Origin of the sequence: Pseudoalteromonas sp. SR45-4, from assembly GCF_014163535.1 — a bacterium.
Lineage (GTDB): Bacteria > Pseudomonadota > Gammaproteobacteria > Enterobacterales > Alteromonadaceae > Pseudoalteromonas > Pseudoalteromonas nigrifaciens.
Genome location: NZ_JACJDO010000007.1, coordinates 92,657 through 118,940 on the forward strand (window position 1 = coordinate 92,657; position 26,284 = coordinate 118,940).

At 40.5% G+C, this 26,284-nt stretch carries 22 protein-coding genes; 13 read left to right on the top strand and 9 right to left on the bottom strand.

The genetic code is table 11. The features are described from left to right. Nucleotides 1–47 precede the first annotated feature (47 nt). Nucleotides 48–3,488: a PAS-domain containing protein gene (locus H5058_RS05285; protein ID WP_182677189.1), complete on the bottom strand. Its 3,441-nt coding sequence runs from the start codon at nucleotides 3,486–3,488 to the stop codon at nucleotides 48–50. Nucleotides 3,489–3,890: 402 nt separating this feature from the next. Between H5058_RS05285 and H5058_RS05290 the strand changes: the two genes are divergently transcribed. The 11 genes from H5058_RS05290 (at nucleotide 3,891) to H5058_RS05340 (ending at nucleotide 17,369) form a co-directional block, all read left to right on the top strand. Continuing rightward, the gene (locus H5058_RS05290; protein ID WP_011327286.1) at nucleotides 3,891–4,154 is read left to right on the top strand and encodes a DUF4212 domain-containing protein; all 264 of its coding nucleotides are present in this window, start codon (nucleotides 3,891–3,893) and stop codon (nucleotides 4,152–4,154) included. A 10-nt stretch (nucleotides 4,155–4,164) separates the two neighbouring features. Next, nucleotides 4,165–5,889 carry a sodium:solute symporter family protein gene (locus H5058_RS05295; RefSeq protein ID WP_011327287.1) on the top strand — a complete coding sequence of 575 codons (1,725 nt, stop codon included), beginning with the start codon at nucleotides 4,165–4,167 and terminating at the stop codon, nucleotides 5,887–5,889. A gap of 115 nt (nucleotides 5,890–6,004) precedes the next feature. Further along, complete coding sequence (locus H5058_RS05300; protein WP_182677191.1) at nucleotides 6,005–7,843, top strand: putative nucleotidyltransferase substrate binding domain-containing protein; 1,839 nt, start codon at nucleotides 6,005–6,007, stop codon at nucleotides 7,841–7,843. Nucleotides 7,844–7,890: 47 nt separating this feature from the next. After that, the gene (locus H5058_RS05305) at nucleotides 7,891–8,514 is read left to right on the top strand and encodes a 3'-5' exonuclease (RefSeq protein ID WP_179807418.1); all 624 of its coding nucleotides are present in this window, start codon (nucleotides 7,891–7,893) and stop codon (nucleotides 8,512–8,514) included. Nucleotides 8,515–8,815: 301 nt separating this feature from the next. Then, nucleotides 8,816–9,865 carry a transporter substrate-binding domain-containing protein gene (locus H5058_RS05310; RefSeq protein ID WP_182677207.1) on the top strand — a complete coding sequence of 350 codons (1,050 nt, stop codon included), beginning with the start codon at nucleotides 8,816–8,818 and terminating at the stop codon, nucleotides 9,863–9,865. A 286-nt stretch (nucleotides 9,866–10,151) separates the two neighbouring features. Beyond that, entirely contained in the window at nucleotides 10,152–11,183 is a 1,032-nt protein-coding gene (gene epd, locus H5058_RS05315) for an erythrose-4-phosphate dehydrogenase (RefSeq protein ID WP_182677193.1), read from the top strand. A 43-nt stretch (nucleotides 11,184–11,226) separates the two neighbouring features. Next, the gene (locus H5058_RS05320; protein WP_058372639.1) at nucleotides 11,227–12,402 is read left to right on the top strand and encodes a phosphoglycerate kinase; all 1,176 of its coding nucleotides are present in this window, start codon (nucleotides 11,227–11,229) and stop codon (nucleotides 12,400–12,402) included. A gap of 208 nt (nucleotides 12,403–12,610) precedes the next feature. After that, a complete protein-coding gene (gene fba / locus H5058_RS05325) occupies nucleotides 12,611–13,675 on the top strand; it encodes a class II fructose-bisphosphate aldolase (RefSeq protein WP_058374510.1) in 1,065 nt (354 codons plus the stop codon). Between the two features lie 559 nt (nucleotides 13,676–14,234). Continuing rightward, nucleotides 14,235–14,924, top strand: coding sequence for a phosphate regulon transcriptional regulator PhoB (gene phoB / locus H5058_RS05330; protein ID WP_011327296.1), 690 nt, complete (start codon nucleotides 14,235–14,237; stop codon nucleotides 14,922–14,924). Nucleotides 14,925–14,978: 54 nt separating this feature from the next. Continuing rightward, nucleotides 14,979–16,310, top strand: a complete 1,332-nt coding sequence (gene phoR, locus H5058_RS05335) for a phosphate regulon sensor histidine kinase PhoR (protein WP_089367798.1) — start codon at nucleotides 14,979–14,981, stop codon at nucleotides 16,308–16,310. Between the two features lie 90 nt (nucleotides 16,311–16,400). Next, entirely contained in the window at nucleotides 16,401–17,369 is a 969-nt protein-coding gene (locus tag H5058_RS05340) for a PstS family phosphate ABC transporter substrate-binding protein (protein ID WP_011327298.1), read from the top strand. A gap of 78 nt (nucleotides 17,370–17,447) precedes the next feature. Here the strand turns inward: H5058_RS05340 and H5058_RS05345 are convergent, their stop codons facing one another. From H5058_RS05345 to sfsA, 8 genes are all read right to left on the bottom strand, one after another. Then, nucleotides 17,448–17,684 (bottom strand): hypothetical protein, encoded by a 237-nt coding sequence (locus H5058_RS05345; RefSeq protein WP_011327299.1) that lies wholly within the window; start codon nucleotides 17,682–17,684, stop codon nucleotides 17,448–17,450. Nucleotides 17,685–17,714: 30 nt separating this feature from the next. Further along, nucleotides 17,715–18,563, bottom strand: coding sequence for a pantoate--beta-alanine ligase (panC, locus tag H5058_RS05350; protein ID WP_011327300.1), 849 nt, complete (start codon nucleotides 18,561–18,563; stop codon nucleotides 17,715–17,717). Then, entirely contained in the window at nucleotides 18,563–19,357 is a 795-nt protein-coding gene (panB, locus tag H5058_RS05355; protein ID WP_011327301.1) for a 3-methyl-2-oxobutanoate hydroxymethyltransferase, read from the bottom strand. The genes panC and panB overlap by 1 nt, the downstream gene beginning before the upstream one ends. A 30-nt stretch (nucleotides 19,358–19,387) precedes the next feature. Further along, complete coding sequence (folK, locus tag H5058_RS05360) at nucleotides 19,388–19,873, bottom strand: 2-amino-4-hydroxy-6-hydroxymethyldihydropteridine diphosphokinase (protein WP_182677195.1); 486 nt, start codon at nucleotides 19,871–19,873, stop codon at nucleotides 19,388–19,390. A 5-nt stretch (nucleotides 19,874–19,878) separates the two neighbouring features. Then, entirely contained in the window at nucleotides 19,879–21,300 is a 1,422-nt protein-coding gene (pcnB, locus tag H5058_RS05365; protein WP_080516806.1) for a polynucleotide adenylyltransferase PcnB, read from the bottom strand. 193 nt (nucleotides 21,301–21,493) lie between these two features. Then, nucleotides 21,494–22,390: a tRNA glutamyl-Q(34) synthetase GluQRS gene (gene gluQRS, locus H5058_RS05370; RefSeq protein ID WP_182677197.1), complete on the bottom strand. Its 897-nt coding sequence runs from the start codon at nucleotides 22,388–22,390 to the stop codon at nucleotides 21,494–21,496. 20 nt (nucleotides 22,391–22,410) lie between these two features. Beyond that, nucleotides 22,411–22,854, bottom strand: a complete 444-nt coding sequence (gene dksA / locus H5058_RS05375; protein WP_011327305.1) for an RNA polymerase-binding protein DksA — start codon at nucleotides 22,852–22,854, stop codon at nucleotides 22,411–22,413. A 315-nt stretch (nucleotides 22,855–23,169) separates the two neighbouring features. After that, nucleotides 23,170–23,886 carry a DNA/RNA nuclease SfsA gene (sfsA, locus tag H5058_RS05380; protein WP_182677199.1) on the bottom strand — a complete coding sequence of 239 codons (717 nt, stop codon included), beginning with the start codon at nucleotides 23,884–23,886 and terminating at the stop codon, nucleotides 23,170–23,172. Between the two features lie 104 nt (nucleotides 23,887–23,990). On the opposite strand from sfsA, the gene pepB reads away from it, so the two are divergent. Both pepB and H5058_RS05390 read left to right on the top strand, forming a co-directional pair. Continuing rightward, nucleotides 23,991–25,286 (top strand): aminopeptidase PepB, encoded by a 1,296-nt coding sequence (pepB, locus tag H5058_RS05385; RefSeq protein WP_182677201.1) that lies wholly within the window; start codon nucleotides 23,991–23,993, stop codon nucleotides 25,284–25,286. A 186-nt stretch (nucleotides 25,287–25,472) separates the two neighbouring features. Next, nucleotides 25,473–26,039 (top strand): phosphoribosyltransferase, encoded by a 567-nt coding sequence (locus H5058_RS05390; protein WP_011327308.1) that lies wholly within the window; start codon nucleotides 25,473–25,475, stop codon nucleotides 26,037–26,039. Nucleotides 26,040–26,284: the final 245 nt, after the last annotated feature.

Below are 26,284 nucleotides of genomic sequence, written 5' to 3' on the forward strand. Positions count from 1 at the left end.
GTAAAGAAAAACCCAGCCCGCTATTACTAGCAGGCCGGATATAACTTTTAAGTACTGTGATTCAGCAGTGCTTTTAGTTTGCCCGGTTTAATAGGCTTACTTAGATAATGAATATTAGCCGCTTTAGTTTCTAGTTTAAGCTCTTCATCGCGCACCGCTGTTATTAAAATAGCAGGGACTTGGTGTTGCCAAATATCTCTCAGGGTTTTTATAAGTGTTATGCCGTCGCAATCATTACCTAGTTGGTAATCCATTAAAATCACATCGGGTGCGCTGTGCTTATTAGCGTGTGCAAGCACCTGTTCAACGTTATCAAATAAGGTGTAATTGGCTTGCCATTTGTTGAGTAAGCTTGCCATGGCAGCTAGGTTGGCAGGATCGTCGTCAACGGCAATAATATTAATGGCGGCGCGGTTTTCCATTACACTATTAGCAATACTTTTATGCTGTACAAATTTTGCATCACCATAAGGTACCTCAATACTAAAGCGGCTGCCTTTATTGGGCACTGAGCATACATCAAGCGGTAAGCTGAGCAAGTCAGCCATTCTTTTTACTACTCCTAAACCTAAGCCTATGCCTTTATTGTCGCCAGCCTCAACTCGGTAAAAGTCATTAAAAATTTTAGCTTGCTCTGCTTCACTGATCCCTTGTCCTGTATCCCATACTTCTATGCGCAGGCTATGTTTACGGTTTCTACAGGCAATTAAAACTTTACCGCTTTGTGTGTACTTAATTGCATTAGAGAGCAGGTTTTGGATAATGCGTCGTAAATAAGTAATATCGCTGTGCACTATTTGTTGGTTAGAAAGCACTTTGAACGACAACCCTTTTACACTGAGTAAAATACTCGACTCGCTTTTAAGCGGTTGCAAAATATCGTCAATACAAAAGTGCCGTGGCGTAGGCGCCATTGCGCCTTGTTCTAACTTGGCTATTTCAAGCAGTGCCGACATTAAATGCACGGTAGAGTCTAGGCTGTCTCCTAGTTTATCCAGATTATTTTGATTAGTGCTATTGAGCTGCTTTTCGTCAATGGCGGCAAGGTATAAACGCGCGGCATTTAATGGCTGTAAAATATCGTGGCTCGCCAGTGCTAAAAAGCGAGTTTTACTGTCGTTGGCTTTTTCGGCCTCCCGCTTGGCTAAAGTTAGCGCCTGCTCAGTTTGAACTCGGCTATCTATTTGTGCTTGTAGGTCTTTATTAATGGTTTGTACTTCTTGAGTACGCGCCTCGATGCGGTTTTCTAAATCGATATTAATTTCTTCCAGCGCATTTTGGGTATTAATATGCGCTGTTATGTCTGAAAAGCTGGTAACAAAGCCGCCATCAGGCAAAGGGTTACCTATCATTTCGTATACTTGGCCGTTGCGGCGGTGGCGAATGAAGTGATGCGAGGTGCCATTTTTTAAATGGCGAACCCGTTTTTCAACATGGCGCTCTATTTCGCCTGGGCCACATTCACCACGCTCTGCGTTATAACGTATTATGTCTTCTACCGGTTGGCCTACCTCTAAAAAACCTTCAGGGTAATTAAACATTTCGCTATAGCGTTTATTCCAAGCAACAAGTTTTAAGTCTTTGTCGACCACAGAAAGGCCATGGCTTAAGTTTTCAAGTGAGGTAAATAATAAGTTTTGGTTAAATTGCAGTGCTTGGGTAGTTTCATCAAAAAAGTTAACCACTTCTTCAAATGCCATGCGCTTACCAGACGATACAGTGTGCACTAATGCCTGAGCTGACGATGCACCAAGCACACCGGTTAACGCACGTTCGCAATAGGCAATAAATTCAGGTTTGGGGTGCGCGTCGTTGTCACTTAAATGATGGGCTAGGGCATAATTGGCTAATACTTGCTGGCTGCGCTGAATGCCTAAAAAGGTCTGTAGCAGTATTTTAAAGTCGTATACTGTGGCTTTTACATCTTTATTTAAACGCTTTGATAAAATAGTCTGATCTTTTGGGTTAACAAATGCAGCAGCCTGAATTTTATCAATTAATCGCTCCTCAGCCCCTAACGAAAAGCTAATATAACAGCCAATATTAGCAAATAACGCAATCAGCGTGCCGCGAGTCATAAGGGTTTGTTGTAGATCGGTATTTAGCGTATTACCAGCATCTAAAATAGGCAGCATTAAAAACAGCACCCAGCATATAAAGCCTGCAAGTAAACCTGCATAAACGCCATAAGCATGGCCTTTTCGCCAATATAAACCACCTACAATAGCGGGTAATAATTGGGTTACTAACGAAAATGCCACCAAGCCCATGCTAGCTAATGCACTTCCGTGACCAAACCAATGCTGATAAAAATAAGCCAAGGTTAAAATACCGGCAATAGCAAAGCGTCGTACTAATAGTATTCTCGATCTATAGCTGGTGGTTATTAAGTTACGTTTAAATTTGCGACGTAGTATTAGGGGCAGCACTACATCGTTTGAAATCATAGTACTTAAAGTGAGTGTTGCTACCACTATCATAGCGGTGGCCGCCGACAAGCCACCAATAAAAACGAAGGTGGTTAAAAAGGCATTATAGTGCAGCATAGGTAGGGCTAACACAAAGCTATCGGGCGAAAAGCTACGGCCTATTTCTGGGTGAATAGCGGCGGTTGCTATTGGAAAAATCATTGCTGCGGTAAGCAATAAGTACAATGGAAACGCCCAGCGCGCGGTAAATAAATGACGCTTGTCTTGATTGTCGACCACGGTGACATGAAACTGACGCGGTAGACAAATAATAGCCGCCGCAGCCATTAATGACTGGCCAATAAAGTTAAAACTAAAAAAGTCAAAGTCGGCCCAGTGTGTCCACAAAGGCTCGTCTACTTGATTAGCATAAGACTCAGGTAAGTTAAATAAAGAATACACAGCCAGCCCAGCCACCGCCATGAGTGCAATGAGTTTTATAAGTGATTCAAATGCTACAGCAAGCATTAGCCCTGAGCGATATTCAGTGACATCAACTTTTCGAGTGCCAAAAAATATCGCAAATAACGCCATAATTAAAGTTGCCGACAGGGCGACTATATCTCCAGATATTTTATTACTTGTTTGCAGCAGTAAAAAGCTCGAACTGAGCGCTTTTAATTGCAGCGCAATATACGGAATAGTCGCTAATAGCGCGATTAAAGTCACCATAATAGCGGTGGTTTGGCGCTTGCCATAACGGGCAGAAATAAAGTCGGCAATGGTGGTAATATTTTGTTTTTTGCTCACTAAAACTAATTTACGTAAAAAACCTTGGCCGAAAAAAAATAATAATGCGGGGCCTAGTAGTATGGGCAAAAAACTCCAACTACTCGTGGCTGCAGTTCCTACCGAGCCGTAGTAGGTCCAAGATGTACAATAAATACCCAGTGAAAATGCATACACAAAAGGATGATGACTAATACGCTTAGCCAAAGGCGTGGTTTTATCGCCCCAACTTGCGAGCCAAAACAGCACTCCTATATAGCTCAAAGCAACAAAGATTAGTACGGCAGTCATGTATTTATTAAACCTTTTTGAATATGCACTCAACTAGCATGGACTATACACAATACCAGAGCTTGAATTAAGTGTGGGTGCGATATTTATTTATAAGTTTAAGCTGTTGTTTTTAATTGCTATTTATAAACATTAAATTATAGCAATACAGTATAAGACTAATGTCGCATGCAATCTAAATTCTATCAAAATGTTAACGAGCGGTATCTAAGTAAAGTTTTAAATAGCTGAAAAATAATACTTTTTAATTTTAATATCAGCTAAATACTGGTTTTTCGCCAGAAAGTTAACAGGCTGTTACGACTATGGTCGCAATTCAATATTTGTATTGCGTTGCTAAATTGGTAGATGAAAAATAAACCACTCATTACTTTTTAGTGATGCTTAAAGGGGAAAATAAAAATGGCTTTTAAAGATGAAGAACAAGCAAAAGCTTATTGGGCGGAAAATATTTCACTGTTATTTAAATTATTAGCAGTGTGGTTTGTCGTGTCATTTGGTTTTGGCATATTACTGGTTGATGTACTTAATGAAGTACGTTTCTTTGGGTTTAAACTTGGCTTCTGGTTCTCCCAGCAAGGTTCAATTTATACCTTTGTGGCTTTGATTTTTGTGTACGTAGTCAAAATGAATACGTTAGATAAAAAATATGGCGTAGACGAATAGGAGCTAAGCAATGGATGTTCAAACACTCACGTTTTTAATTGTTGGTTTAAGCTTCGCGCTTTATATCGGCATTGCAATTTGGGCCCGAGCGGGTTCAACTAAAGAGTTTTATGTAGCGGGTGGCGGCGTACCTCCCTTAGCTAATGGTATGGCAACCGCTGCCGATTGGATGAGCGCGGCATCGTTTATTTCAATGGCGGGTATTATTTCGTTTGCGGGTTACGACGGCGGCGTTTACTTAATGGGGTGGACAGGTGGTTATGTATTACTTGCCATGTGTTTAGCGCCTTACTTACGTAAATTCGGCAAGTTTACTGTGCCAGACTTTATTGGCGACCGTTACTACTCACGTACAGCGCGTTTAGTTGCTATTTTTTGTGCCATATTCATTTGTTTTACCTACATTGCAGGGCAAATGCGTGGCGTAGGCGTGGTTTTTTCTCGCTTTTTAGAAGTAGAAATTGAAACCGGTGTATACATAGGTATGGTTATTGTATTCTTTTATGCTGTTTTAGGTGGTATGAAAGGCATTACATATACGCAAGTTGCACAGTATTGTGTGCTGGTATTTGCTTACTTAGTACCGGCTATTTTTATCTCTATGATGATGACTGGTCACTTTTTGCCACAAACTGGTTTTGGTGCCACATTAATTGGCGGAGAAGGTGCTTATGTACTTGATAAGCTAGATGGCATAAGTTCGCAATTAGGCTTTTCTCAGTATACCGAAGGCTCTAAGAGCATGATTGATGTATTTGCTATTACCGGTGCATTAATGGTGGGTACTGCAGGTTTACCACATGTAATTGTTCGCTTTTTCACTGTACCTCGCGTTAAAGATACGCGTATATCAGCGGCATGGACCTTAGTGTTTATTGCTATTGTTTATACTACAGCACCAGCAGTTGCTGCATTTGCTCGCGTAAACATGGTTGATACAATTAACGGTAAAGATGGTAGCGGTACTGAGTATGCACAAGCACCAACGTGGATCAAAAACTGGGAACGTACCGGCTTAATTACCTTTAATGATAAAAATGGTGATGGCAAAATGTTTTACACTTCAGGCAGCATTGACGATCCAAACAGTGCTAATGAAGTAGATGTTGACCGCGACATTATGGTACTTGCTAATCCCGAAATTGCTAACTTACCAGCATGGGTTATTGCCCTAGTTGCTGCCGGTGGTATTGCAGCAGCATTATCAACAACCGCAGGTTTACTGTTAGTTATTTCTACCTCCGTATCGCACGATTTACTCAAGCGAACCCTTAAGCCCAATATTAGCGATAAGCAAGAGTTACTCGCAGCGAGGTTAGCTGCCATGGTCGCTATTGTTATATCCGCCTACTTTGGGATTAACCCACCAGGGTTTGTGGCATCGGTGGTTGCATTTGCCTTCGGTTTAGCGGCAGCGAGTTTCTTCCCAGCTATTATTATGGGTATATTCTCTAAAGCAATGAACAGAGAAGGCGCAATTGCTGGCATGGTAACGGGTATTGGTTTTACTGCTGGTTATATTATTTACTTTAAATTTGTTAGCCCAGAGCTTAATAGTGCCGAGCATTGGTTTTTAGGTATTTCGCCTGAAGGTATTGGCTTAGTAGGTATGATAATTAACTTTGCAGTTGCTGCAATAGTACTTAAATTTACTAAACCGACACCACTGGAAATTCAGCAGTTGGTTGAAGGTATTCGTAATCCTAAAGGATCTAGTGAAGCTCACGATCACTAAATCTATTTGCTTAACAGGCAATAAAAGTACCAAAAGCCCGACTTAAGTCGGGCTTTTTATTTGTTTAATAAATGATTACATTAAACCTTATATAAATCACTTAACGAGCGTAACTATGAGTGCAGAGCAGCAAGATATAACCCAATTTGTAACTATGCAGGCCCCGTTTAGCATGCTTGAGGTGAGTGCTTGCAGTTATTTTGTAAAGCACCTTGATATTGCTTACCTCAACCGTGAAAACCAAGCACAATGGCTGCAAAGTGAGCATCCTAAGTTATTTTTAATTCGCTCAGGCTTATATGATTTAGTGGATAGTAAAGGCGATATAGTTACGCGTTTAGCACAAGGTGATTATTTTGGTTTTCCGTCGTTATTAACCGGTGAGGCGATGCAAAACAGGTTGGAAGTACAAAAAGAGGGCATAGTGTATATGCTGCCTCAGGAGCCGTTTGATTATTTGCGCCGTGAATATAAACCGTTTGAACAATATTTTGTTCGCGCTCATGCAAACCGCTTACTCTCATCACATTATAAAAGTAAAACTGAAAGCTGGTCGGAGAGGAAAATATCAGAGTTAATGACCCGAAAAGCCATTACTTTAACGCCAGATTCGAGTATTCGCCACGCGGCAAAACAAATGCAAGAGTATGGCGTGTCATCTATTATGATCACCCAAGATGCGCACTTAGTTGGGGTAGTAACCGACCGCGACTTACGTAATCGGGTACTGGCAGATGAAGTTGATCCACAGCAAAGCGTAAGCAGCATAATGACAGCAAAACCCAAGTTTATTTTTGAAAATAACCGGGTTTTTTCAGCGCTGCACCTAATGCTTAAACATAATATTCATCATATTCCAGTACTTGACGAAAACCACAAACCTTTGGGAATGATCACCAGTACCGATTTATTACGCCAGCAAAAAAGCGACCCGGTACAACTTATAGGTCGTATTTATAAAGCGCGCGCTATTGTCGATTTAAAACGCTACGCCAAAGAGATCCCAGAGTTGCTGCGCGGCTTTTCGTATAATATTGACGACATATCGCTAATTGGCAAATTACTCAGTGGCCTAACCGATGCACTCACCTCGCGGCTAATTTACTTGTATCAACAAGAACATGGAGTAGCACCAAGTAGTTTTAGTTTTATTTGTTTTGGCTCGCAAGCCCGTGAAGAACAAACCCTACATTCAGATCAAGACAATGGCTTATTATTACCCGATGGTTTAAATGACGATGAGTTAGCCTACTTTAAAGGCATGGGGGAATATGTTTGCGAAAACTTAGTAGAGTGCGGCATTAGACGTTGCCCTGGCAATATAATGGCCAGTAGCGAGTTGTGCCGAATGAGTATTAGTGACTGGCGCGAGCGCTTTTTTAAATGGATAAGCAGCCCAACCCCTCAAGCCATGCTCAACTGTAAAATATTTTTTGATTTACGCTTTATCGAAGGCTCACACACACTTTATAGTAAGTTTTATGAGCAACTTACGCACATGTCACGCAACGAATTATTTTACGCCGCCATGGCCAACGACATTGACTCAAACAGCGTGCCTATAGGCTTGTTTAATAATTTTAAAACCGAAAAAACAGAAAAAAACTATAAATATATCGACTTAAAAAAACGTGGCGTAGTAATAATTAACGACATAGTGCGTTTATATGCATTAAGAGCGGGGATTCGCCGTGCCAATACCCAAGAGCGTTTAGACGCATTGTTAAAACACACTTTACTCAGCAAAGAAGATATTTATAACCTAAAAGATTGCTGGCGTTTTTTAACCCAGCTGCGATTAAGCACGCAAATAAATCAAGAAGGGCTGCCCAGTAATTGTATTAACCCCGACCAATTAAACTCTTTAGAGCGCCACCAACTAAAAGAAGCATTTTATCTGGTAAAACAAGCGCAGCAAGCCGCTGTGTTTAAATTTGCCCGTGGTAGCTTATAGCATGGCTGTTTATAAAAAAACGGCGCACAAAGCGAGTAATAAACATTATGGTTAAGCGCTTAATTACCCGTTATTTTAAAAGGCGACAGCTACTGGCACACGCTGCTTTAAAGCAGCGCTACCTAGTGATTGACTTAGAGCTAACTGGGCTTGACGCTAAGCAGCACGAAATAGTGTCGCTAGCTTGGGTGGTTATAGAAAATCAATGTATAAAAATGAGTCAGTCGCAGCATTTAATTAATAAAGAGGTTAAAAACTTGGCACAAAGCCCAGTTTATCACGGCATTAATAATGATAATGTAGCTGCAGGGCAAAGTTTACATAGTATTTTAGAGCACCTTAGTGAGCACTTTAATGACTGTATTTTAGTGTTTCATAATGCCATGCTCGACTGGGGTTTTTTAAAACCAGCGCTTAAAAATGCCAATATTACTACGCGGCCAAAACTAATACTCTGTACCTTACAAATAGAAAAAAAGCGCCTGCAACATCAAGGCGTCGAAATAAAGCAAGATGATTTAACGTTAAACGAATGTCGTAATCGCTACGAACTGCCTAGTTATCATTGTCATCACGCACTTACCGACGCACAAGGCACAGCAGAGTTATTTTTGGCGCAGTGCCATCAAATAAGTAGCGGCAGAGGATTAAAAGTGAGGGAGCTTGCTTAGTTGCTACGATTTAAATCACTACTTTATGCACTCTTAACCTCTTTAATAAATAGTGTTTATGCATTTTAAACACCGTACTTGGCTTTTATTTTTACCTGAAAGCTAAGGCTACCATCTGAAAATTAAGCGCTAAATCAAGCTATTTTTGACCTTAGCTTGAAACTATTTTACACTTTCGTAACCTTATACATATTCTATTAGTATGTTTGTGAGCTTACAATCTATTCACATCACCCCAAACAATTGAGTTTTTATGCTAACAAAAATATTAAATTCATTACGTGTAGGCGCTTTAAGCCTTATGGCAATTTTAACCTTATCGGTGCATGCTCAAAGTGCTTTGCCAGAGACAGGTTTGACCGTTGGTGTAGCGGGGGATGCTCCCTTTGTTATACACAATCCCCAAAATAATTCACTAGAGGGGATTTCACTTACAATTTGGGAAAATATAGCCGATAAAAAAAATTGGGAATACCAATATAAATATTTTACTACGGTTGATGGGGCACTTACCGCTTTGCAGCAAGGCGAAGTTGATTTACTTGCTGGGCCGATTAGTATTACCTCGGAGCGAGTGGAAAAGTTTCTGTTTTCTCAGCCTTATTACCAATCGAGCCTTACTATTGCCTCGCGCGATGAAAATGCCAGTATTTGGGGTAAAATAAAACCTTTTTTTAGCATGCAATTACTAATTGCTGTTGCCATATTTTTATCTTTGCTGGCCATTGTTGGGCTGCTATTTTGGCTTGCTGAGCGCAAACATTCTCCAGAGCAGTTTCCTGCAGATCCAAAAAGAGGGATAGCTAACGGTATGTGGCTAGCCATAGTGACTATGAGTACAACAGGTTATGGCGACATGGCACCGGTGAGCTTAAAAGGCCGAGTTGTAGCTGGTTGTTGGATGATTATTTCATTAATTTTTGCTACATCAATGATTGCAGGTATTGCCAGTACTCTTACCGTATCAAGCTTTAGCACCTCTACTATTACACAAGTTGAACAATTTCCAGGTAAAAAAATTGCAGCATCAGCAGGCTCGCCAGCTATAGGCTTTATTGAAGAACATCAAGGCCAAAAAGTATTGGTAAATAACCTAAGCCAAGCCATGGAAAGACTAAAAGATAAAAGTGTGGATGGCGTTGTTTTTGACCGTCCACAATTGTTGTTTTATAAAAATAAACATAAAGCAGAGAATATTCATATTCCAAGTGCGGAGTATTATAAGCAAGGTTACGGCTTCGCATTTAGAGCCGACAGTAAACTAGTTAACGACGTTAACTTAGTTTTATTAAGGCTTGCAGAAGATCAAAAAATTGAACAAATAATGGCAGAGTATTTAGGTGATAAATAACTTTAATAAATGGCTATGGTAATAATTAAGTTTTAGCTGCTAGGGTGTAGCTATTAATTAGAGTAACACTACATAAAATTTAACTGCTTCGGCTATAGCTAAGGTTATTACCTTATATAGCCGAGCCTCTAGCAGCTTATAAGTTAATATTTAATTTTTAACTTATCATTTATTTAAAGTTTCTAATCGCTCCCTCTTATAATAAAGCTCAAGGTCGATTACAATACCGCCATCTAAAAGGCACATTGCCTTTATCTGCACGCAAAAAGAGTGGATTTTATATTTCATGGCAATCAAACTTGCAATTAATGGTTTTGGTCGTATTGGTCGAAATATTGTCCGCGCGTTATACGAATCAGGTTTGAGCAACGACATAAAAATTGTTGCGATTAACGAACTTGCTGACCCTGAAGCTATTGCTCATTTATTAAAATACGACACCTCTCATGGTCGTTTCTCTTTTCCTGTAAAGCTTGGTGAGGACACCATTAGCGTAGCAGGCGATGCTATTGCTCTTTTCTGTGAGCCAAATCCGGCGGAATTACCTTGGAAAACCTTAGATGTAGACGTAGTACTTGAATGTACTGGAGTTTATCACTCGCGCGAACATGCACAGCTGCATTTAACCGCTGGCGCTAAAAAAGTGTTGTTTTCGCACCCAGCTGATAACGATGTTGATGCCACTATTGTTTATGGTATTAACGACGATGAGCTAAAACCAGAGCACACTATCGTCTCTAATGGTTCGTGTACTACTAACTGTGTAGTGCCGGTTATTAAAGTGTTAGATGATGCGTTTGGTATTGAATCGGGTGCTATTACCACAATACATGCCTCGATGAACGATCAGCCGGTAATTGATGCCTATCACCACGATTTACGCCGTACACGCGCAGCCAGCCAATCTATTATTCCAGTTGATACAAAACTAGCCCGCGGTATAGACCGTATTTTACCTAAATTTAAAGGCCGCTTTGAAGCCATTGCTGTACGCGTGCCTACTATTAACGTAACGGCTATGGATTTAAGTGTAACGGTTAATACCGATGTAGATTTAAATGCAGTAAATAGTGCGCTTAAAGCACAAGCTAAAGATCGCCTTGAAGGCATTTTAAGTTACACCGCAGAGCCACTAGTATCGATTGATTTTAATCATGATCCACATTCTTGTATTATAGATGGTACCCAAACACGAGTTAGTCATAAACGACTGATAAAGTTACTAGTTTGGTGCGATAACGAGTGGGGTTTTGCTAATCGAATGCTCGACACTGCGCGTGCAATGGTCGCGTTAGAAAAAATAACTAATATAAAATAACCGCCTTTTATTGGGTTTAGTATCGTTAACTAAGGAGATGTTCATGTCGGTCATAAAAATGGCAGATTTAGATTTAAACGGCAAGCGTGTATTAATTCGTGAAGATTTAAATGTACCCGTTAAAGCAGGTAAAGTGACGTCAGATGCGCGTATTCGTGCGGCGCTACCAACAATTAAGTTAGCCCTTGAAAAAGGCGCAAAAGTAATGGTTATGTCACACCTTGGCCGTCCTACGGAAGGGGAATATGACGAAGAGTTTTCTCTTGCTCCTGTCGTTAATTACTTAAACGATGCCCTAGAGCAAACAGTACGTTTAGAAAAAGATTACCTAAACGGTGTTGAGATTGCTGATAACGAAGTGGTGGTATTTGAGAACGTACGCTTTAACAAAGGCGAAAAAAATAACGACGAAGCGCTATCTAAACAACTTGCAGCATTATGTGATGTTTACGTAATGGATGCATTTGGTACGGCGCATCGCGCACAAGCCTCTACCCATGGCGTAGGTTTATTTGCAGATGTTGCGTGTGCAGGGCCATTATTATCGGCAGAGCTTGAAGCTCTTGGCAAAGCACTTGATAACCCAGCTCGCCCATTAGTGGCGATTGTGGGTGGTTCAAAAGTGTCTACTAAATTAACAGTGCTTGATTCACTATCAAAAATTGTTGATCAGCTAGTAACCGGTGGCGGTATTGCTAATACCTTTATTGCGGCGGCGGGTTATCCTGTTGGTAAATCGCTTTACGAGGCTGATTTAATGGATGAAGCGAATCGCTTATGCGCAGCGGCTGTTGCTAACAATGGTGAAATTCCAGTACCGACTGATGTTGTTGTAGGTAATGAGTTTTCAGACTCAGCAGTAGCAACACTTAAAGATGTAAGTGAAGTTACCAGCGACGATATGATTTTTGATATTGGCCCAGATACAGCAAACAAGCTGGCAAAAATAATTGCTAATGCAGGTACTGTAGTATGGAATGGCCCTGTTGGCGTGTTTGAGTTTGACCAATTTGGTAACGGTACTCGTGCTATTGCCCAAGCTATTGCTAATTCAAATGCGTTTTCGATTGCAGGCGGTGGCGACACCTTAGCGGCAATTGATAAGTACGGCATTAGCGATAAAATATCGTATATTTCTACTGGTGGTGGTGCGTTTTTAGAGTTTTTAGAAGGCAAAAAGCTACCAGCAGTTGAAATGCTAGAATCGCGCGCTAAGTAATTTATTTTATTTAGGCGTAAGCGGATGGAGGTTACTTCATCCGCAATAATTAATTATTAAATACCTCTCACCCTAATTTAATAATTGATTTTTACGCGTTAGTTACTGTTTATCAGTACTAATTCGTGGCGCAGTAATTGCGCCAAACTAACACATCCGTTCAAACTAGATGGCAGAGAACTGCTATCAAAAAATTGGAGAAAACCCAATGGCTTTAATCAGTATGCGACAACTTCTGGATCATGCCGCTGAGCATGGTTATGGCGTACCTGCTTTTAACGTTAACAACCAAGAGCAAATGCGCGCAATAATGGAAGCGGCTGACAAAACCAATAGCCCTGTAATTGTGCAAGGTTCTGCAGGCGCACGTGCTTATGCTGGTGCCCCATTTATTCGTCATATGATTTTAGCAGCGGTTGAAGAGTGGCCACATATTCCAGTGGTTATGCATCAAGATCACGGTACATCACCGGGTGTATGTCAGCGTTCAATTCAACTTGGGTTTTCATCAGTAATGATGGACGGCTCATTATTGAGCGATGGTAAAACACCTTCAAGCTACGAATACAACGTAGAAGTAACCCGTAAAACTGTAGAAATGGCACATGCGTGTGGTGTTTCTGTTGAAGGCGAACTGGGTGTTTTAGGTTCGCTTGAAACAGGTGAAGCAGGCGAAGAAGATGGTATTGGCGCAGAGGGTAAATTAACCACTGAGCAAATGCTAACTAATCCAGAAGAAGCGGCTGACTTTGTAAATAAAACCCATGTTGATGCACTGGCAATTGCTTGTGGTACATCGCACGGTGCGTATAAATTTACTCGTCCACCAACGGATGATATTTTAGCGATTGATCGTATTAAAGCAATTCATGCACGTATTCCAAATACTCACTTAGTAATGCATGGCTCATCATCGGTTCCACAAGAATGGTTAGAAATAATTAATCAGTACGGTGGCGAAATTCCAGAAACTTACGGCGTGCCAGTAGAGCAAATTATTGAAGGGATTAAGTTTGGCGTACGTAAAGTTAATATTGATACAGATTTACGTTTAGCATCTACCGGTGCGGTGCGTCGCCATTTGGCGCTTAATCCGGCAAACTTCGATCCGCGTAAATTTTTAGCGGCAGCAACTCAAGCCATGACCGATATTTGTATTTCGCGTTATGAGTCGTTTGGTACAGCAGGCCAAGCTAGCAAAATTAAACCAATTTCATTAGATGAAATGCATCTTAAGTATTTAAGCGGCGAGTTAAACCCACGCATTAAATAATTGATCATTTTAGATTAGTTTACTAAGCCAGTTGCATTGCACTGGCTTTTTTTATGCCGTTTAGGGATCAATATCTTACTAACAGTAGGTGTTTAGGATCACTGAATTACTAACGTGATCAGTTTTAGATCATTACTTTACTAAGTAAACCGGTGTTTTAGCCCTAGTTGGTGCTTAAATTCATTATTAAATAAAAGAATAGTACAAACAATCATCAGCTTAGCTGTTTCACTAGGTATAATACTGATCCCTGGAAGGATCTACTTAATAAAACTCTGATCTTTTAATTTAAGATCATCACAATGCTGATCATAATTGTATTACTAGGTTAGCGCATGCTATTTAAGCGAGCAAAGTTGGCTACTTTAATACGCAATGTTAGTAAAATAATGATCCTGCTATACGCTTTGCTTTATCGTTATAATTGCGTGTAAATATTTATTTTGTCACTATTTTGTATTTTTTTACTGTTATATTAACTTACGCGCTAGGTTTTCATAAAAGTGTCATACTTAGTCATAATAATGAAAACAAATTCGATAGCTAAGAGATAAATGGAATGTCACGTAAAGTATTAGTCGTTGATGACGAAGCACCGATCAGAGAAATGCTGGTTTTTGTTTTAGAACAAAATGGATTTCAGGCAATTGAAGCAGAAGATTATGACTCTGCTATTGCGGCAATGGTAGAGCCATACCCTGATATGGTATTACTCGATTGGATGTTACCTGGCGGTAGCGGAATCCAAATTGCTAAAAAGTTTAAACAAAATGAATACACGCGCGCAATTCCTATTATTATGCTCACCGCTCGTGGCGAAGAAGAAGACAAAGTACGCGGCCTAGAAGTAGGTGCAGATGACTATGTTACTAAGCCATTTTCGCCAAAAGAACTCATGGCCCGTATTAAAGCGGTTATACGTCGTGTGTCGCCCACCTCATTAGAAGAAGCAATTGACGTACATGGCCTGCGCCTAGATCCTATTTCGCATCGTGTTACTTCTGGTGGCAGTGAGCTTGATATGGGGCCCACCGAATTTAGATTACTACACTTTTTTATGACCCACACCGAGCGCGTATATAGCCGCGAGCAATTACTTGATCAAGTTTGGGGTACTAACGTATATGTTGAAGACCGTACGGTTGATGTACATATTCGCCGCTTACGTAAAGCTATTTCACCCTTAGGGCATGACCGCTTAGTGCAAACGGTACGCGGAGCAGGTTATCGCTTTTCAAGTAAATTATAATGTGCTTGCAGCTTAACTAAGTACCAATGGATAGTGACTTTAAGGTAACAGTGTATGTATAGAGTTATTAATAAACGCACCTTAGTTAAACGGCTGTTTATCTATTTTATACCTTTACTGCTAATAGGGCTGTTAGTAGGTGCCCCTTTTTTATTGTTATTTTTAGGCTCATTTTCGCTACTTATTTGGCACTACTACCAACTTTATCGTTTAAGTGATTGGTTGCTTAATCAACAAAGCTTTAACCCGCCCGAAGGAGAGGGCGCATGGGAGCAGGTATTCGAAGGTATTTATCAGCTGCAGCATCGTAATCGTAAAAAGCGTAATGAACTATCGGCATTAATTCATCGCTTTCGTGATGGTGCTGAAGCCATTCCTGATGCGGTGATAGTGCTGCAAAATGATTTAACCATTTATTGGTGTAATCAACTGGCATTAAAAGTATTAGGCTTGCAGTGGCCTACAGATCAAGGGCAGCGTCTGGATAACTTAATTCGTGAACCTAAATTTGCTAAGTATATGCACCGCGGCCAATTTACCGAGCCACTGGAGCTTGAAAGTGGTCATAACATAGAGCAAATACTTGAGTTTAGAGTTATGCCCTATGCCAGCACACAGTTAATGGTAGTAGTACGCGATGTAACCCGCTTAAAGCAACTAGAACAAATGCGCAAAGACTTTGTTGCCAATGTGTCGCATGAACTGCGAACCCCGCTCACGGTGGTTACAGGCTATCTTGAGATGATGGATAGCGACATGATGCCACCGCCCGCAATGTGGAATAAAGCCCAAAATACTATGCTTGAGCAATGCAAACGCATGGACAGTTTAGTTACTCAGCTGCTATCACTATCACGTATAGAAGGTGCGCGTAAGCAAAATAACGATAAAGCGGTTAATGTACCCTTACTACTTAACTATATTCAAACAGAAGCTAACTCAATTAATCAGCAAAAAAAGCATCAGCTTATTTTTAATATTGATACTTCCTTAGATATTAGCGGATCAGCAGATGAACTGCGCAGTGCATTCTCTAATTTAGTTTTTAACGCCATTCATTACACTAAACCAGGCGGAAAAATAACAATATGTTGGCAGCGTCAAAACGATCGAGCTTGCTTTAGCGTAACCGATAATGGTGATGGTATTGCGCCTGAGCATATAAATCGTTTAACGGAGCGCTTTTACCGGGTAGATAAAGCGCGCAGTCGCACTACAGGTGGTTCAGGCCTTGGGCTCGCAATTACCAAACACGTATTAACTCGCCACAATAGCCAGTTAAATATTAGTAGTGTTTTGGGTCAAGGTTCGTGTTTTTCTTTTGATTTTTCAAGTAATAAAATAGTACCTATGAGCAGCACAGTACAAACAAGTGGCAAGTCATAAAAGTGTCATTTAAGGGTAATATCACTGTCATCTACACAATTTACAGTGAACACAGTTAAAAAATGGGACGAACAAATTGGAGAACCCCACATGAAATTTAAAAACTTAGTTGCCGCAATGGGTGTGGCTGTTACAACGTTTGTATCTGCACAAGCAGTCGCTTTGGATAACGCACTACCTGAGTATCAAAAAATTAGTGGTGTTTCAGGGAATTTTTCATCGGTAGGTTCAGACACATTAGCGAACATGATGACATTTTGGGCTGAAGAATATAAACGTATTTATCCAAATATAAATATTCAAATACAAGCAGCTGGCTCATCAACTGCGCCACCGGCATTAACCGAAGGCACAGCAAATTTAGGGCCAATGAGCCGTAAAATGAAATCAAAAGAAGTTGAAGCATTCGAAAAACGCCATGGTTATAAACCCACAGAAGTACGGGTTGCCATCGATGCACTTGCGGTATTTGTACACAAAGACAACCCTATAGAAGGGCTACGTATTGATGAAATAGATGCTATTTTTTCATCTACTCGTAAGTGCGGTGCAACGCAGCAAGTTAACCGCTGGAGTGACGTAGGTTTAACTGGAGAATGGGCTGCTAAAGATATTCAATTGTATGGGCGTAACTCGGTATCAGGCACTTATGGTTACTTTAAAAAGAAAGCACTGTGTAAAGGCGACTTTCGTAATAACGTAAATGAGCAACCGGGTTCAGCATCTGTAGTGCAGTCTATTTCATCTTCATTGAACGCGATTGGCTACTCAGGAATTGGCTATAAAACCTCTGGTGTACGCACAGTTCCACTGGCCAAAAAAGGCAGCCACTTTGTTGATGCAACGCTTGAAAATGTAGCACAAGGTAAGTATCCGCTGTCGCGCTTTTTATACCTTTACGTGAACAAGCACCCTAATAAACCATTAGCACCAATTGAAGCTGAATTTTTAAAAATGGTATTGTCGAAAGATGGGCAAAAAATTGTAGAAAAAGACGGTTATGTACCGCTTTCAGCCAAATTGGCTGAAGTTGAGCTTAAAAAGTTAGGCTTAAATTAAGTCACTAAATTATACGCAATAAAAAACCGCTCATTGAGCGGTTTTTTTATATTTACTGTTCAGGTACAAGCCTAATACTTATATGTTACCTAAGTTTTCGGCTTGTGCTTTACACTGATTATAGCTCTCAACACACTTAGCTGAGCATACTTGCTGCTTTAAACCTTCGCCAGTTGATTGTTGCTCACAACTACTTTCGCATTGATAGTTTTGTTGTGCACATTGATTTAACTCTGGATTTCCAGCGTTATTCTGACAACCTGCTAATAGCATAAATGTAAGGGCTACTGCGCTCATTTTTATTAAAGTATGCATGCTTATCCTTAAATGAAAGTCGCGGTTATATTAAACTTCAACCTGAAGGTTATCGATTAATCTAACACTGCCTAAATAGGCCGCGGCTAAAATAACAAATTTGTTATCATCGAGTGTAGCAGCTTTTAACGTATCTCGTTGAGCTATCGAAAAATAGTCTGGTTTTAATCCAGCTTGCTGTAAACTTTGTTTGGCTGTTTCTTCCAGCGTAGCAAAGTCTGTATTACCACTTTTAAGTTGCTCAGCGCAGTTATTAAGCACTTTAAAAAGTGCGGTGGCACTGTCTTTTTGCTCATTCGATAAGTAACCATTACGCGAACTCATAGCAAGCCCAGAGACTTCACGCATAGTTGATACACCAATAACTTCAACCGGAATCGATAAGTCGCGAGCCATAGTTTTAATTACTTGTAGCTGCTGAAAGTCTTTTTCGCCAAAACAAGCGTAATCTGGCTGCACTAAATTAAAGAGTTTAGTAACAACTGTTGCCACACCTCTAAAGTGCCCTGGGCGTGAACCACCACAATAACCTAATGAAATATCAGGTACATCTACAAAGCTTTGTGCAGCTAAACCATTAGGATAAATAGTCTCTACACTTGGCGTAAATACAATATCAGTTTCAAGGTCGGCTAAGCCACGCTTGTCCTCATCAAGGGTACGAGGGTAATTGTCTAAGTCTTCATTAGCGCCAAATTGCATAGGGTTAACAAAAATGCTTACTACGACTTTATCGGCCATCATTTTTGCTTTTTCGACTAACGAAAAGTGGCCTAAGTGCAAGTTGCCCATAGTGGGTACTAGGGCAATGCTTAATCCGGCTTGGCGCCATGCTTTAATTTGGCTACGTAATGATTTAATTTCAGTAATTGACTGCATTATTTAAACTCGTGTTCGGCACTTGGAAAGGCACCGCTTTTTACATCGGTACAATACTTTTTAACGGCTTCAGGCATATTGCCTGTTTCGAGTAAAAAGTTTTTCGAAAATTTAGGAATAAACCCAGCAGAAATACCTACTAAGTCGTGCATTACTAATATTTGACCATCGGTAGTATTACCCGCGCCAATGCCAATAGTAGGAATAGTTAATGCGTCGGTAACGCGTTTTGCCAGTGCGCTTGGAATGCATTCCAGTACTAATAATTGTGCGCCAGCCGCTTCAAGGGCTTTAGCATCGGCAATTATTTTTAGTGCTTGCTCTTCTGCACGCCCTTGTACTTTAAAACCACCAAATACATGTACCGACTGCGGCGTTAGGCCTAAATGACCACACACAGGAATACCTTGTTGAGTTAGGGCTTCAATGCTCTCAAAAAGCCATTCACCCCCTTCTAACTTAACCATATTAGCACCAGCACGCATTAGCTCAGCGGCATTTTTACAGGTGTCATTGGGGCTCGAATAAGTCATAAACGGCATATCAGCAATTACAAACAGCTCACGGCTACCCGCACGTACGCAACGAGTGTGATAGGCAATATCTTGATTAGTTACGCCAAGTGTATCGTCGCCGCCTTGTAATACCATACCCAAAGAGTCGCCAACTAAAATAACTTCAACGCCGTTATCATGAAATAACTTAGCAAAACTGGCATCATAAGCTGTTAAAGCAGTAATTTTATTTTTTTCTGCTTTCATTTTATTTAAAGTTGAAACTGTTATTTTAGACATAATTTTCTCACCGGCATAAGCCTTAGTTAATTACTGTGGTAATTGTTGTAAATTGTTAAGCGGTAATGTATTTGCAATAGTGTGTAGTGCAATGCCGCTGGGTAAAATAAGTTTTGGCGCAAGTTCTAGCAGTGGATACACAACAAACTCACGTTCAGTTAAACCATAATGAGGCACTATAAGGCGCTCGGTATTAATTGTTTGTGCGTCAAACAATAACATATCTATATCTAAAGTACGTGGCCCCCAACGCTCGGCTTTTCTAACACGGCCATGCTCAAGCTCAATTGCTTGGGTTAAATCAAGCAGCTTTTCAGGGCTAAGCGTAGTGTTTATGCAGGCAACGGCGTTAATATAGTCAGGTTGGTCTTGTGGGCCCATGGGCTTACTCGTATAGTAATGCGAAACACTTATAAATTCACAATCTGGCAGCTTTTTAAGCGCGGCAATAGCGTTATCAAGCTGCTTTTTTGGTGAGTTTAAATTGGCACCCAAACCTAAATAAACACAGTGCATAGAAGTTACTCTGTTGGCTTTTTAGGTGTACGACGGCGAGCGCGTCTGCGTGGTTTTGGCCCCGCAGGCTGACCCAAGGTTCTTACCATTTCTTTTTGGCCATTAATATCTAGGCTCAAATATTGTGTCCACCACTGAGCAAGCTCGCTATGTTGTGTTTCTCCTGCCTCTACACGCATTAATAAAAAGTCGTATGCGGCTTTAAAGCGAGGTTGCTGCGTTAATCTGTATGCACGTTGGCCGGCACGTTTATCTAAACGATGCTGTATATGCCAAATGTCGCGTGCGCCTAAAGTAAAGCGTTTAGGAACAGCTATGTGCTGGGCGTTATCGCTAAGTACACTATTAATTGCTTGCGAAAATGCATCGTATTCAGAGAGCTGCTCTTCATTTTGTACTGTTTTAGTGCGCTCTAATAGCGGAAACCAAAGTAGCGCAGCAAATACATACGCAGGGGTTACTTTTTTATCTGCGTTAATACGATCGTCTGTATTTTTAAACATGTTTTCAATAAAAGTGGCTTCAAGCCCGCCAGGATTATTATCTAAAATACGGTTTAGCTCTGGAAACAGTGAGTTAAATAGGCCGTATTTGCGCAGCATTAAGTAGTTAGCTTGTGCTTTGCCGTTTAAAAACAGTTTGAGTATTTCTTCAAACAAACGCGCCGGTGGAATGTTATCTAGCAAACTTGCTAAAGCAGTCATCGGCTTTTCGCTGTTTGGTGCAATTTTCATATCTAGCTTAGTGGCAAAGCGTACCGCACGTAGCATGCGCACCGGATCTTCACGGTAACGCGTTTCTGGATCGCCAATTAGCTCAATTTGTTTAGCTTTTATTGCGGCTAAACCATTGGCGTAATCGTAAATACAAAAATCGTTAATTGAGTAATAAAGTGCATTGATTGAAAAGTCACGGCGTTCTGCGTCTTCCTCAATACTGCCAAATACGTTGTCGCGTAGCAATTGTCCTTGCTCACTCGATTGGCTTATTTGGTTTTTGTCCTCTGGCGCTTCGTGGTGCCCGCGCATGGTAGCTACTTCTATTATTTCACGACCAAATACAATGTGAGCTAAACGAAAGCGGCGGCCAATTAAACGACAGTTTCTAAATAACTTTTTAACTTGTTCTGGCGTGGCATTTGTTACCACGTCAAAATCTTTTGGCTGTTGACCTAACAATACATCGCGAATACAACCACCAACTAGGTAGGCGTCAAAACCACCATCTTTTAAACGGTATAAAACTTTGATTGCATTTGGGCTAAATTGTTTACGAGAAATACCATGTTCACCTCGTGAGATCACTAGCGGTTCGCTGCTTATTGCCGTGTTTTCGGCACTGGCATTTGGGCCGATTATTTGTCGACAAAATTGAAAAAGCTTGGAAATAATAGTCTGTCTCCTAGAAGGTGTTGATTGACTTGCCATTGCAATCAAAATTACAGCAAATGTAGGTGTTATAACCTATTACTGGCTGATTAATGTAAATAGCATATATTTAGGCGGCTATCATATACCAGCAAGGTTTAAAAATTAAGTTGCTGCACTGAAATTAAGCCATTTTTAGCGATTTTTATTTACTTAAAGGTCTAAATTATTGCGCGCGGGGAGTTGTGGACTGCTAAATTTGAATTTCAGCAAGGTTTGGCACTTGATTTAAGCTAAAGTTATTTACCCCCCATGCAAGTAGTTGCTCAATATTTAAGTCCATAAGCTGGCTATGGACTGCTAGGCCTAAAAACGCGAACACATCGATAAGTACCGGTTTAGGGTTTTGCTTACAAATTGCTGGCGCATAATTTTGCTTTGAGAGCTTAAAGCCTGGCTTTGCAACTGCTAAGGGTAAATGAGCAAATTGGGGGACAGGGCTATTAAGTTGTTTAAACAAACTGATCTGGCGAACGGTAGGCTCAATTAGGTCAGCCCCTCTAACAATGCGCGTGATCCCTTGGTCTATATCGTCAATTACCACCACAAGCTGGTAGGCAAATAAACCATCGCTGCGCTTTATTATGTAATCTTCGGCAGCAAAGGCGTTATTAACGTTTATGTCGCCTTGAATTAAATCGTTAAATTGGTTGGTGGCAAAGCTTTGGCTAAGGCGCAGGGCACTGTGGGTTATATCTTGGTGCAGGTTTTTACAATGACCTTGGTAAATTCCGCCAATAGCTTTAATTTGTTTGCGCGAGCAACTACAGGCATAAATAAGGTTTTTATTGTGTAAAGAGTTAACAACATCTTGGTATAAATCTAAACGTTGTGTTTGATAAACGACGTTTTCATCCCAGTGCAGAGAATAGGCTTGTAAGGTATTTAGAATGTCGGTGTCGGCGCCTTTTACAACGCGAGTGGTGTCTATATCTTCGATGCGAACTAACCATTTTCCTTGGTTAGCTTTAGCATCAAGATAGCTACCTACAGCCGCTACTAATGAGCCAAAATGTAATGGCCCAGAAGGAGACGGTGCAAAGCGACCGCAGTATTTACGCGTTGGCGTAATAACGGCTGTAGTAAACATAACTAATTAATATAAGTTAATTAGCCACGTCCAGATTGCTTTTCTTTAATTTCTGCAAGTGTTTTACAGTCTACGCATAAATCAGCAGTCGGGCGCGCTTCTAAGCGGCGAATACCAATTTCGATACCACAAGACTCACAAAAACCAAAATCATCTTCTTTAATTAAGTTGATTGTTTTTTCAATTTTTTTGATCAGTTTACGTTCGCGGTCACGAGTACGCAGTTCTAAAGAGAACTCTTCTTCTTGCGCAGCACGGTCAACTGGATCAGGAAAGTTAGCAGCTTCATCTTGCATATACGATTTAGTACGATCAACTTCGTTGCGTAAATCGTTACGCCAAGTTTCTAAAATTGTTTTAAAATGAACACGTTGTGCTTCATTCATATACTCTTCACCTGGTTTTTCTTGGTATGGTTCTAAACCGGCTTGAGCCAATAATCCTAATCTATTTTGGTTTGGCATAACTCTCTCCTAAATCCTTAATTTAATGCCTCAGCATTAGCCGGCGGTATAAATAACAGAATCTTATACCCTAGGCAAATTTATTTTTAATTAATCGAATTAGCTGTAACCACGTTTATTGATTTAAAAGTATGATAAGTAATATTTGTACTTTTTTTAATCGCACTATCGGTTTCTAAACTTGCCTATATATGTGGGCTAAAAGTTAAAAAACAAGGTGTTACTTAAAGTTTACTTTATATATTTAGCCCATTACCGCTGCTTTATATTTGTATTTACCAAAACCTAATTACAACACTTTGTATTAAATGATGATTATATAAAAGGGAGCTTCTCTTTTAAGATGATTTCATTGGTAGAAATATCTGCTTTATATGCAAATACCTCAACGCCTTGGTTAATTGCCTCATTTAGTAACTGTGCATATTTATTGTCTATATGAGCAGCAGCGCTTACCTGATTTATTCCCTGATGCAGTACAGCAAAAAGTAATACTGCACGATGACCTTGCTCCACCATCTCTATTAATTCGCGAATATGTTTTTGCCCGCGCAGAGTTGGTGCATCAGGAAAGTAGCCTTGGCCACTGCGGGGGTTATCTTGGCTTAAGAGCGTTACCGATTTAACTTCAACGTAGCAATTAGGACGCTCATCGCTGGTTAGTAAAAAGTCGATACGGCTGTTTTCGTTGCCATATTTAACTTCGCTTTGTAATTGCTCATAATTGTTAAGCTCACTAATAAGATTGGCATTTATAGCTTCAGCAACCACTTTATTTGCTACTGCGGTATTAACGCAAATAAGTTGCGATAAGCTATTTTGGGTGAGCTCTAACGATTGCGGGTACTTGCGTTTGCTATTAGTACTGGTGGAGTAAAAAGCATTAAAACCGGGTTCAGCGCAGCCAGTCATTTTACCTGTATTGGCACAATGGGCGGTAAACTCTGAGCCATCACTGAGCTGTAAATCAGCTAAAAAACGTTTATAGCGTTTTAATAAGGTGGCTGATTGCAGGGCAGGTTGGTACTTCATAATAACTTCCGTAGCGTAATTTATGTTATTTATCTCAAGCTGTTGGGAACTCAAGCGCTCTATAGTAAACTCGGTGGCACATTTAAGTGCAAGGATATTCTAACATGAGTGAAAAATTTGTTGTTCAACTAAGCGAGCAGTCAGCACCAAGCCATTGGGGCGAAAACGCGTCGTTATCTTTTAATGAACACGGGGCAACCGTTCATTTATCTGAGCAAGAAACATTAAAAAATGTTCAAAAAGCAGCGCGTACTATTGCTACTCAAGGCGTAAAAGCTGTTGAACTAACTGGCGATACTTGGTGTACCGAAAGCCAGTGGGCGTTTTATCAAGGGTTTGTAACGCCTAAATCGTTAAATGGCGTTACCTTTGTTGACAACACACAGTCAGATATTAAAGAGCTAGGTAACTTAAAAACCTCAGCTATTTGGGCTCGCGAAATGGTTAACGGTACTGCCGATGATATTTACCCAGAAAGCCTTGCTGAAAAAGCCGCTGAATTTATTCAATCGTTAGCGCCTGAGCATGTGAGCTACCAAATTATTAAAGGCGATGCATTATTAGAGCAACAGTGGATCGGTATTCATGCTGTTGGCCGTGGTAGTGTTCGCCCGCCAGTTTTACTTGAGCTTGATTACAACCCAACAGGCGACGCAAATGCGCCAGTAAGCGCTGCGCTTGTAGGTAAAGGGATTACGTTTGACTCAGGCGGTTACTCAATTAAGTCAAGCGAAGGTATGCTAGGCATGAAGTGCGATATGGGCGGTGCTGCTACAGTAACGGCTGGTTTGGCGCTGGCTATTAATCGCGGTATTGAAAAACGTATTAAGCTGTTTTTATGCTGTGCAGAAAACTTAATTTCTGGCCATGCTTATAAATTAGGTGACATTTTAACGTATAAAAATGGCACTACAGTTGAAATTGTAAATACTGATGCTGAAGGGCGTTTAGTATTAGCTGATGGCTTAATGGCTGCAGGTGAGAGTGGTGCGCCATTAATTATTGATGCTGCAACACTAACCGGCGCTGCGCTAGTTGCTGTTGGCCAAGAGTACAATGCTTTGTTTGCACTTGATAAAGAGCTAGTACGTGAAGTTGAAGACTTTGCTTCTCAAGAAATGGAAGCAGCGTGGCCATTACCACTTGAAAAGTGGCATCAGCAAAACTGCCCATCGGCTTATGCCGATACAGCTAACAGCCGTGCGCAAAAAGGCGGTGGTTATGGTGGTGCATCAAATGCGGCTGGTTTCTTATCGCGCTTTGTAGCAAATGATGGCAAAGGCTGGGTGCATATTGATCTGGCAGCTGCATTTAATATGAGCAGCACTAACCAATGGGCTGCAGGCGCTACCACACAAGGCATGCGTACTGTTGCTCGCACCTTGTTAGAAAAAGCGTAATATTTGCAGAGTTAGTTTATTAAAAAATTATAATAGGCACCGTTTGGTGCCTATTTTTTTGTGCTGCAAACAAGCATTTTGATTTAAATTACGGTAAAATCCCTCGCCTTAGATGTTTGAACGTTTCATTTACAGCTTTAATCTAAGCTGCGCTCAAATGTTGTACTCACCACTGGGATCCTAACTATGTCAGATAAGTGCTATATCACGGCTCAACAATTACTTGAAGATTCATTTCGCGTAGCAGCGCAAGTGTATAATGATGGCTTTCGTCCAGATTTCATTATTGGTATTTGGCGAGGTGGTGCACCCATAGGTATTGCAGTGCAAGAATTTTACGATTACAAAGGCATTGAAACCGATCACATTGCGGTACGTACATCGTCTTATTATGGCATTGGAAAGCAATCTAAAGAGATAAAAGTACATGGTTTACACTACATTGTAGAAAATGCTAATGCAGGTGACTCATTACTTATTGTTGATGATGTGTTTGACTCTGGCCGCAGTATTTTTGCATTAAAAGAAAAGCTTTCAGAGCTAATGCGTTTAAACTTACCGCGCGATATTCGCATTGCATGCCCTTACTACAAGCCTAAAAACTCTAAAGTAGACATGAAGCCAGATTACTATATTCATGAGTCTGAAGAATGGCTAGTGTTTCCGCATGAGTTATCGGGTTTAACACCGGATGAAATTATTGCTGGCAAATCAGACCTAGCAAAAATACATGACATTTTGCTAGAAAAATAATCAACCTGCATAAATAAAAAAAGGCCATTAAGGCCTAATGCCGATCAGTTAAGGTTAATTGATCGGTTGACCGATCTAAATGATCGTGAATAATCCGTAATTAGTTTCGCTAATTACGGTTTTTTTATGGATATTCAAACAGCTCTTTCAACCACCTTCTCATCTGCTGATGAATTTACAACGCTTGATAACTTATCTGGCATCTTAGATCCCGAATTACTTAACCAAGCTTTTGAAAAATCGGG

Bases quoted from the DNA above. Each gene is read 5' to 3' on its own strand.
- phoB (WP_011327296.1), top strand. From the start codon at position 14,235: ATGTCACGTAAAGTATTAGTCGTTGATGACGAAGCACCGATCAGAGAA.
- H5058_RS05295 (WP_011327287.1), top strand. From the start codon at position 4,165: ATGGATGTTCAAACACTCACGTTTTTAATTGTTGGTTTAAGCTTCGCG.
- H5058_RS05340 (WP_011327298.1), top strand. From the start codon at position 16,401: ATGAAATTTAAAAACTTAGTTGCCGCAATGGGTGTGGCTGTTACAACG.
- H5058_RS05320 (WP_058372639.1), top strand. From the start codon at position 11,227: ATGTCGGTCATAAAAATGGCAGATTTAGATTTAAACGGCAAGCGTGTA.
- H5058_RS05285 (WP_182677189.1), bottom strand. From the start codon at position 3,488: ATGACTGCCGTACTAATCTTTGTTGCTTTGAGCTATATAGGAGTGCTG.
- panB (WP_011327301.1), bottom strand. From the start codon at position 19,357: ATGTCTAAAATAACAGTTTCAACTTTAAATAAAATGAAAGCAGAAAAA.
- pepB (WP_182677201.1), top strand. From the start codon at position 23,991: ATGAGTGAAAAATTTGTTGTTCAACTAAGCGAGCAGTCAGCACCAAGC.
- gluQRS (WP_182677197.1), bottom strand. From the start codon at position 22,390: ATGTTTACTACAGCCGTTATTACGCCAACGCGTAAATACTGCGGTCGC.
- fba (WP_058374510.1), top strand. From the start codon at position 12,611: ATGGCTTTAATCAGTATGCGACAACTTCTGGATCATGCCGCTGAGCAT.
- phoR (WP_089367798.1), top strand. From the start codon at position 14,979: ATGTATAGAGTTATTAATAAACGCACCTTAGTTAAACGGCTGTTTATC.
- panC (WP_011327300.1), bottom strand. From the start codon at position 18,563: ATGCAGTCAATTACTGAAATTAAATCATTACGTAGCCAAATTAAAGCA.
- sfsA (WP_182677199.1), bottom strand. From the start codon at position 23,886: ATGAAGTACCAACCTGCCCTGCAATCAGCCACCTTATTAAAACGCTAT.
- dksA (WP_011327305.1), bottom strand. From the start codon at position 22,854: ATGCCAAACCAAAATAGATTAGGATTATTGGCTCAAGCCGGTTTAGAA.
- folK (WP_182677195.1), bottom strand. From the start codon at position 19,873: ATGCACTGTGTTTATTTAGGTTTGGGTGCCAATTTAAACTCACCAAAA.
- epd (WP_182677193.1), top strand. From the start codon at position 10,152: ATGGCAATCAAACTTGCAATTAATGGTTTTGGTCGTATTGGTCGAAAT.
- H5058_RS05310 (WP_182677207.1), top strand. From the start codon at position 8,816: ATGGCAATTTTAACCTTATCGGTGCATGCTCAAAGTGCTTTGCCAGAG.
- H5058_RS05345 (WP_011327299.1), bottom strand. From the start codon at position 17,684: ATGCATACTTTAATAAAAATGAGCGCAGTAGCCCTTACATTTATGCTA.
- H5058_RS05300 (WP_182677191.1), top strand. From the start codon at position 6,005: ATGAGTGCAGAGCAGCAAGATATAACCCAATTTGTAACTATGCAGGCC.
- pcnB (WP_080516806.1), bottom strand. From the start codon at position 21,300: ATGGCAAGTCAATCAACACCTTCTAGGAGACAGACTATTATTTCCAAG.
- H5058_RS05390 (WP_011327308.1), top strand. From the start codon at position 25,473: ATGTCAGATAAGTGCTATATCACGGCTCAACAATTACTTGAAGATTCA.
- H5058_RS05290 (WP_011327286.1), top strand. From the start codon at position 3,891: ATGGCTTTTAAAGATGAAGAACAAGCAAAAGCTTATTGGGCGGAAAAT.
- H5058_RS05305 (WP_179807418.1), top strand. From the start codon at position 7,891: ATGGTTAAGCGCTTAATTACCCGTTATTTTAAAAGGCGACAGCTACTG.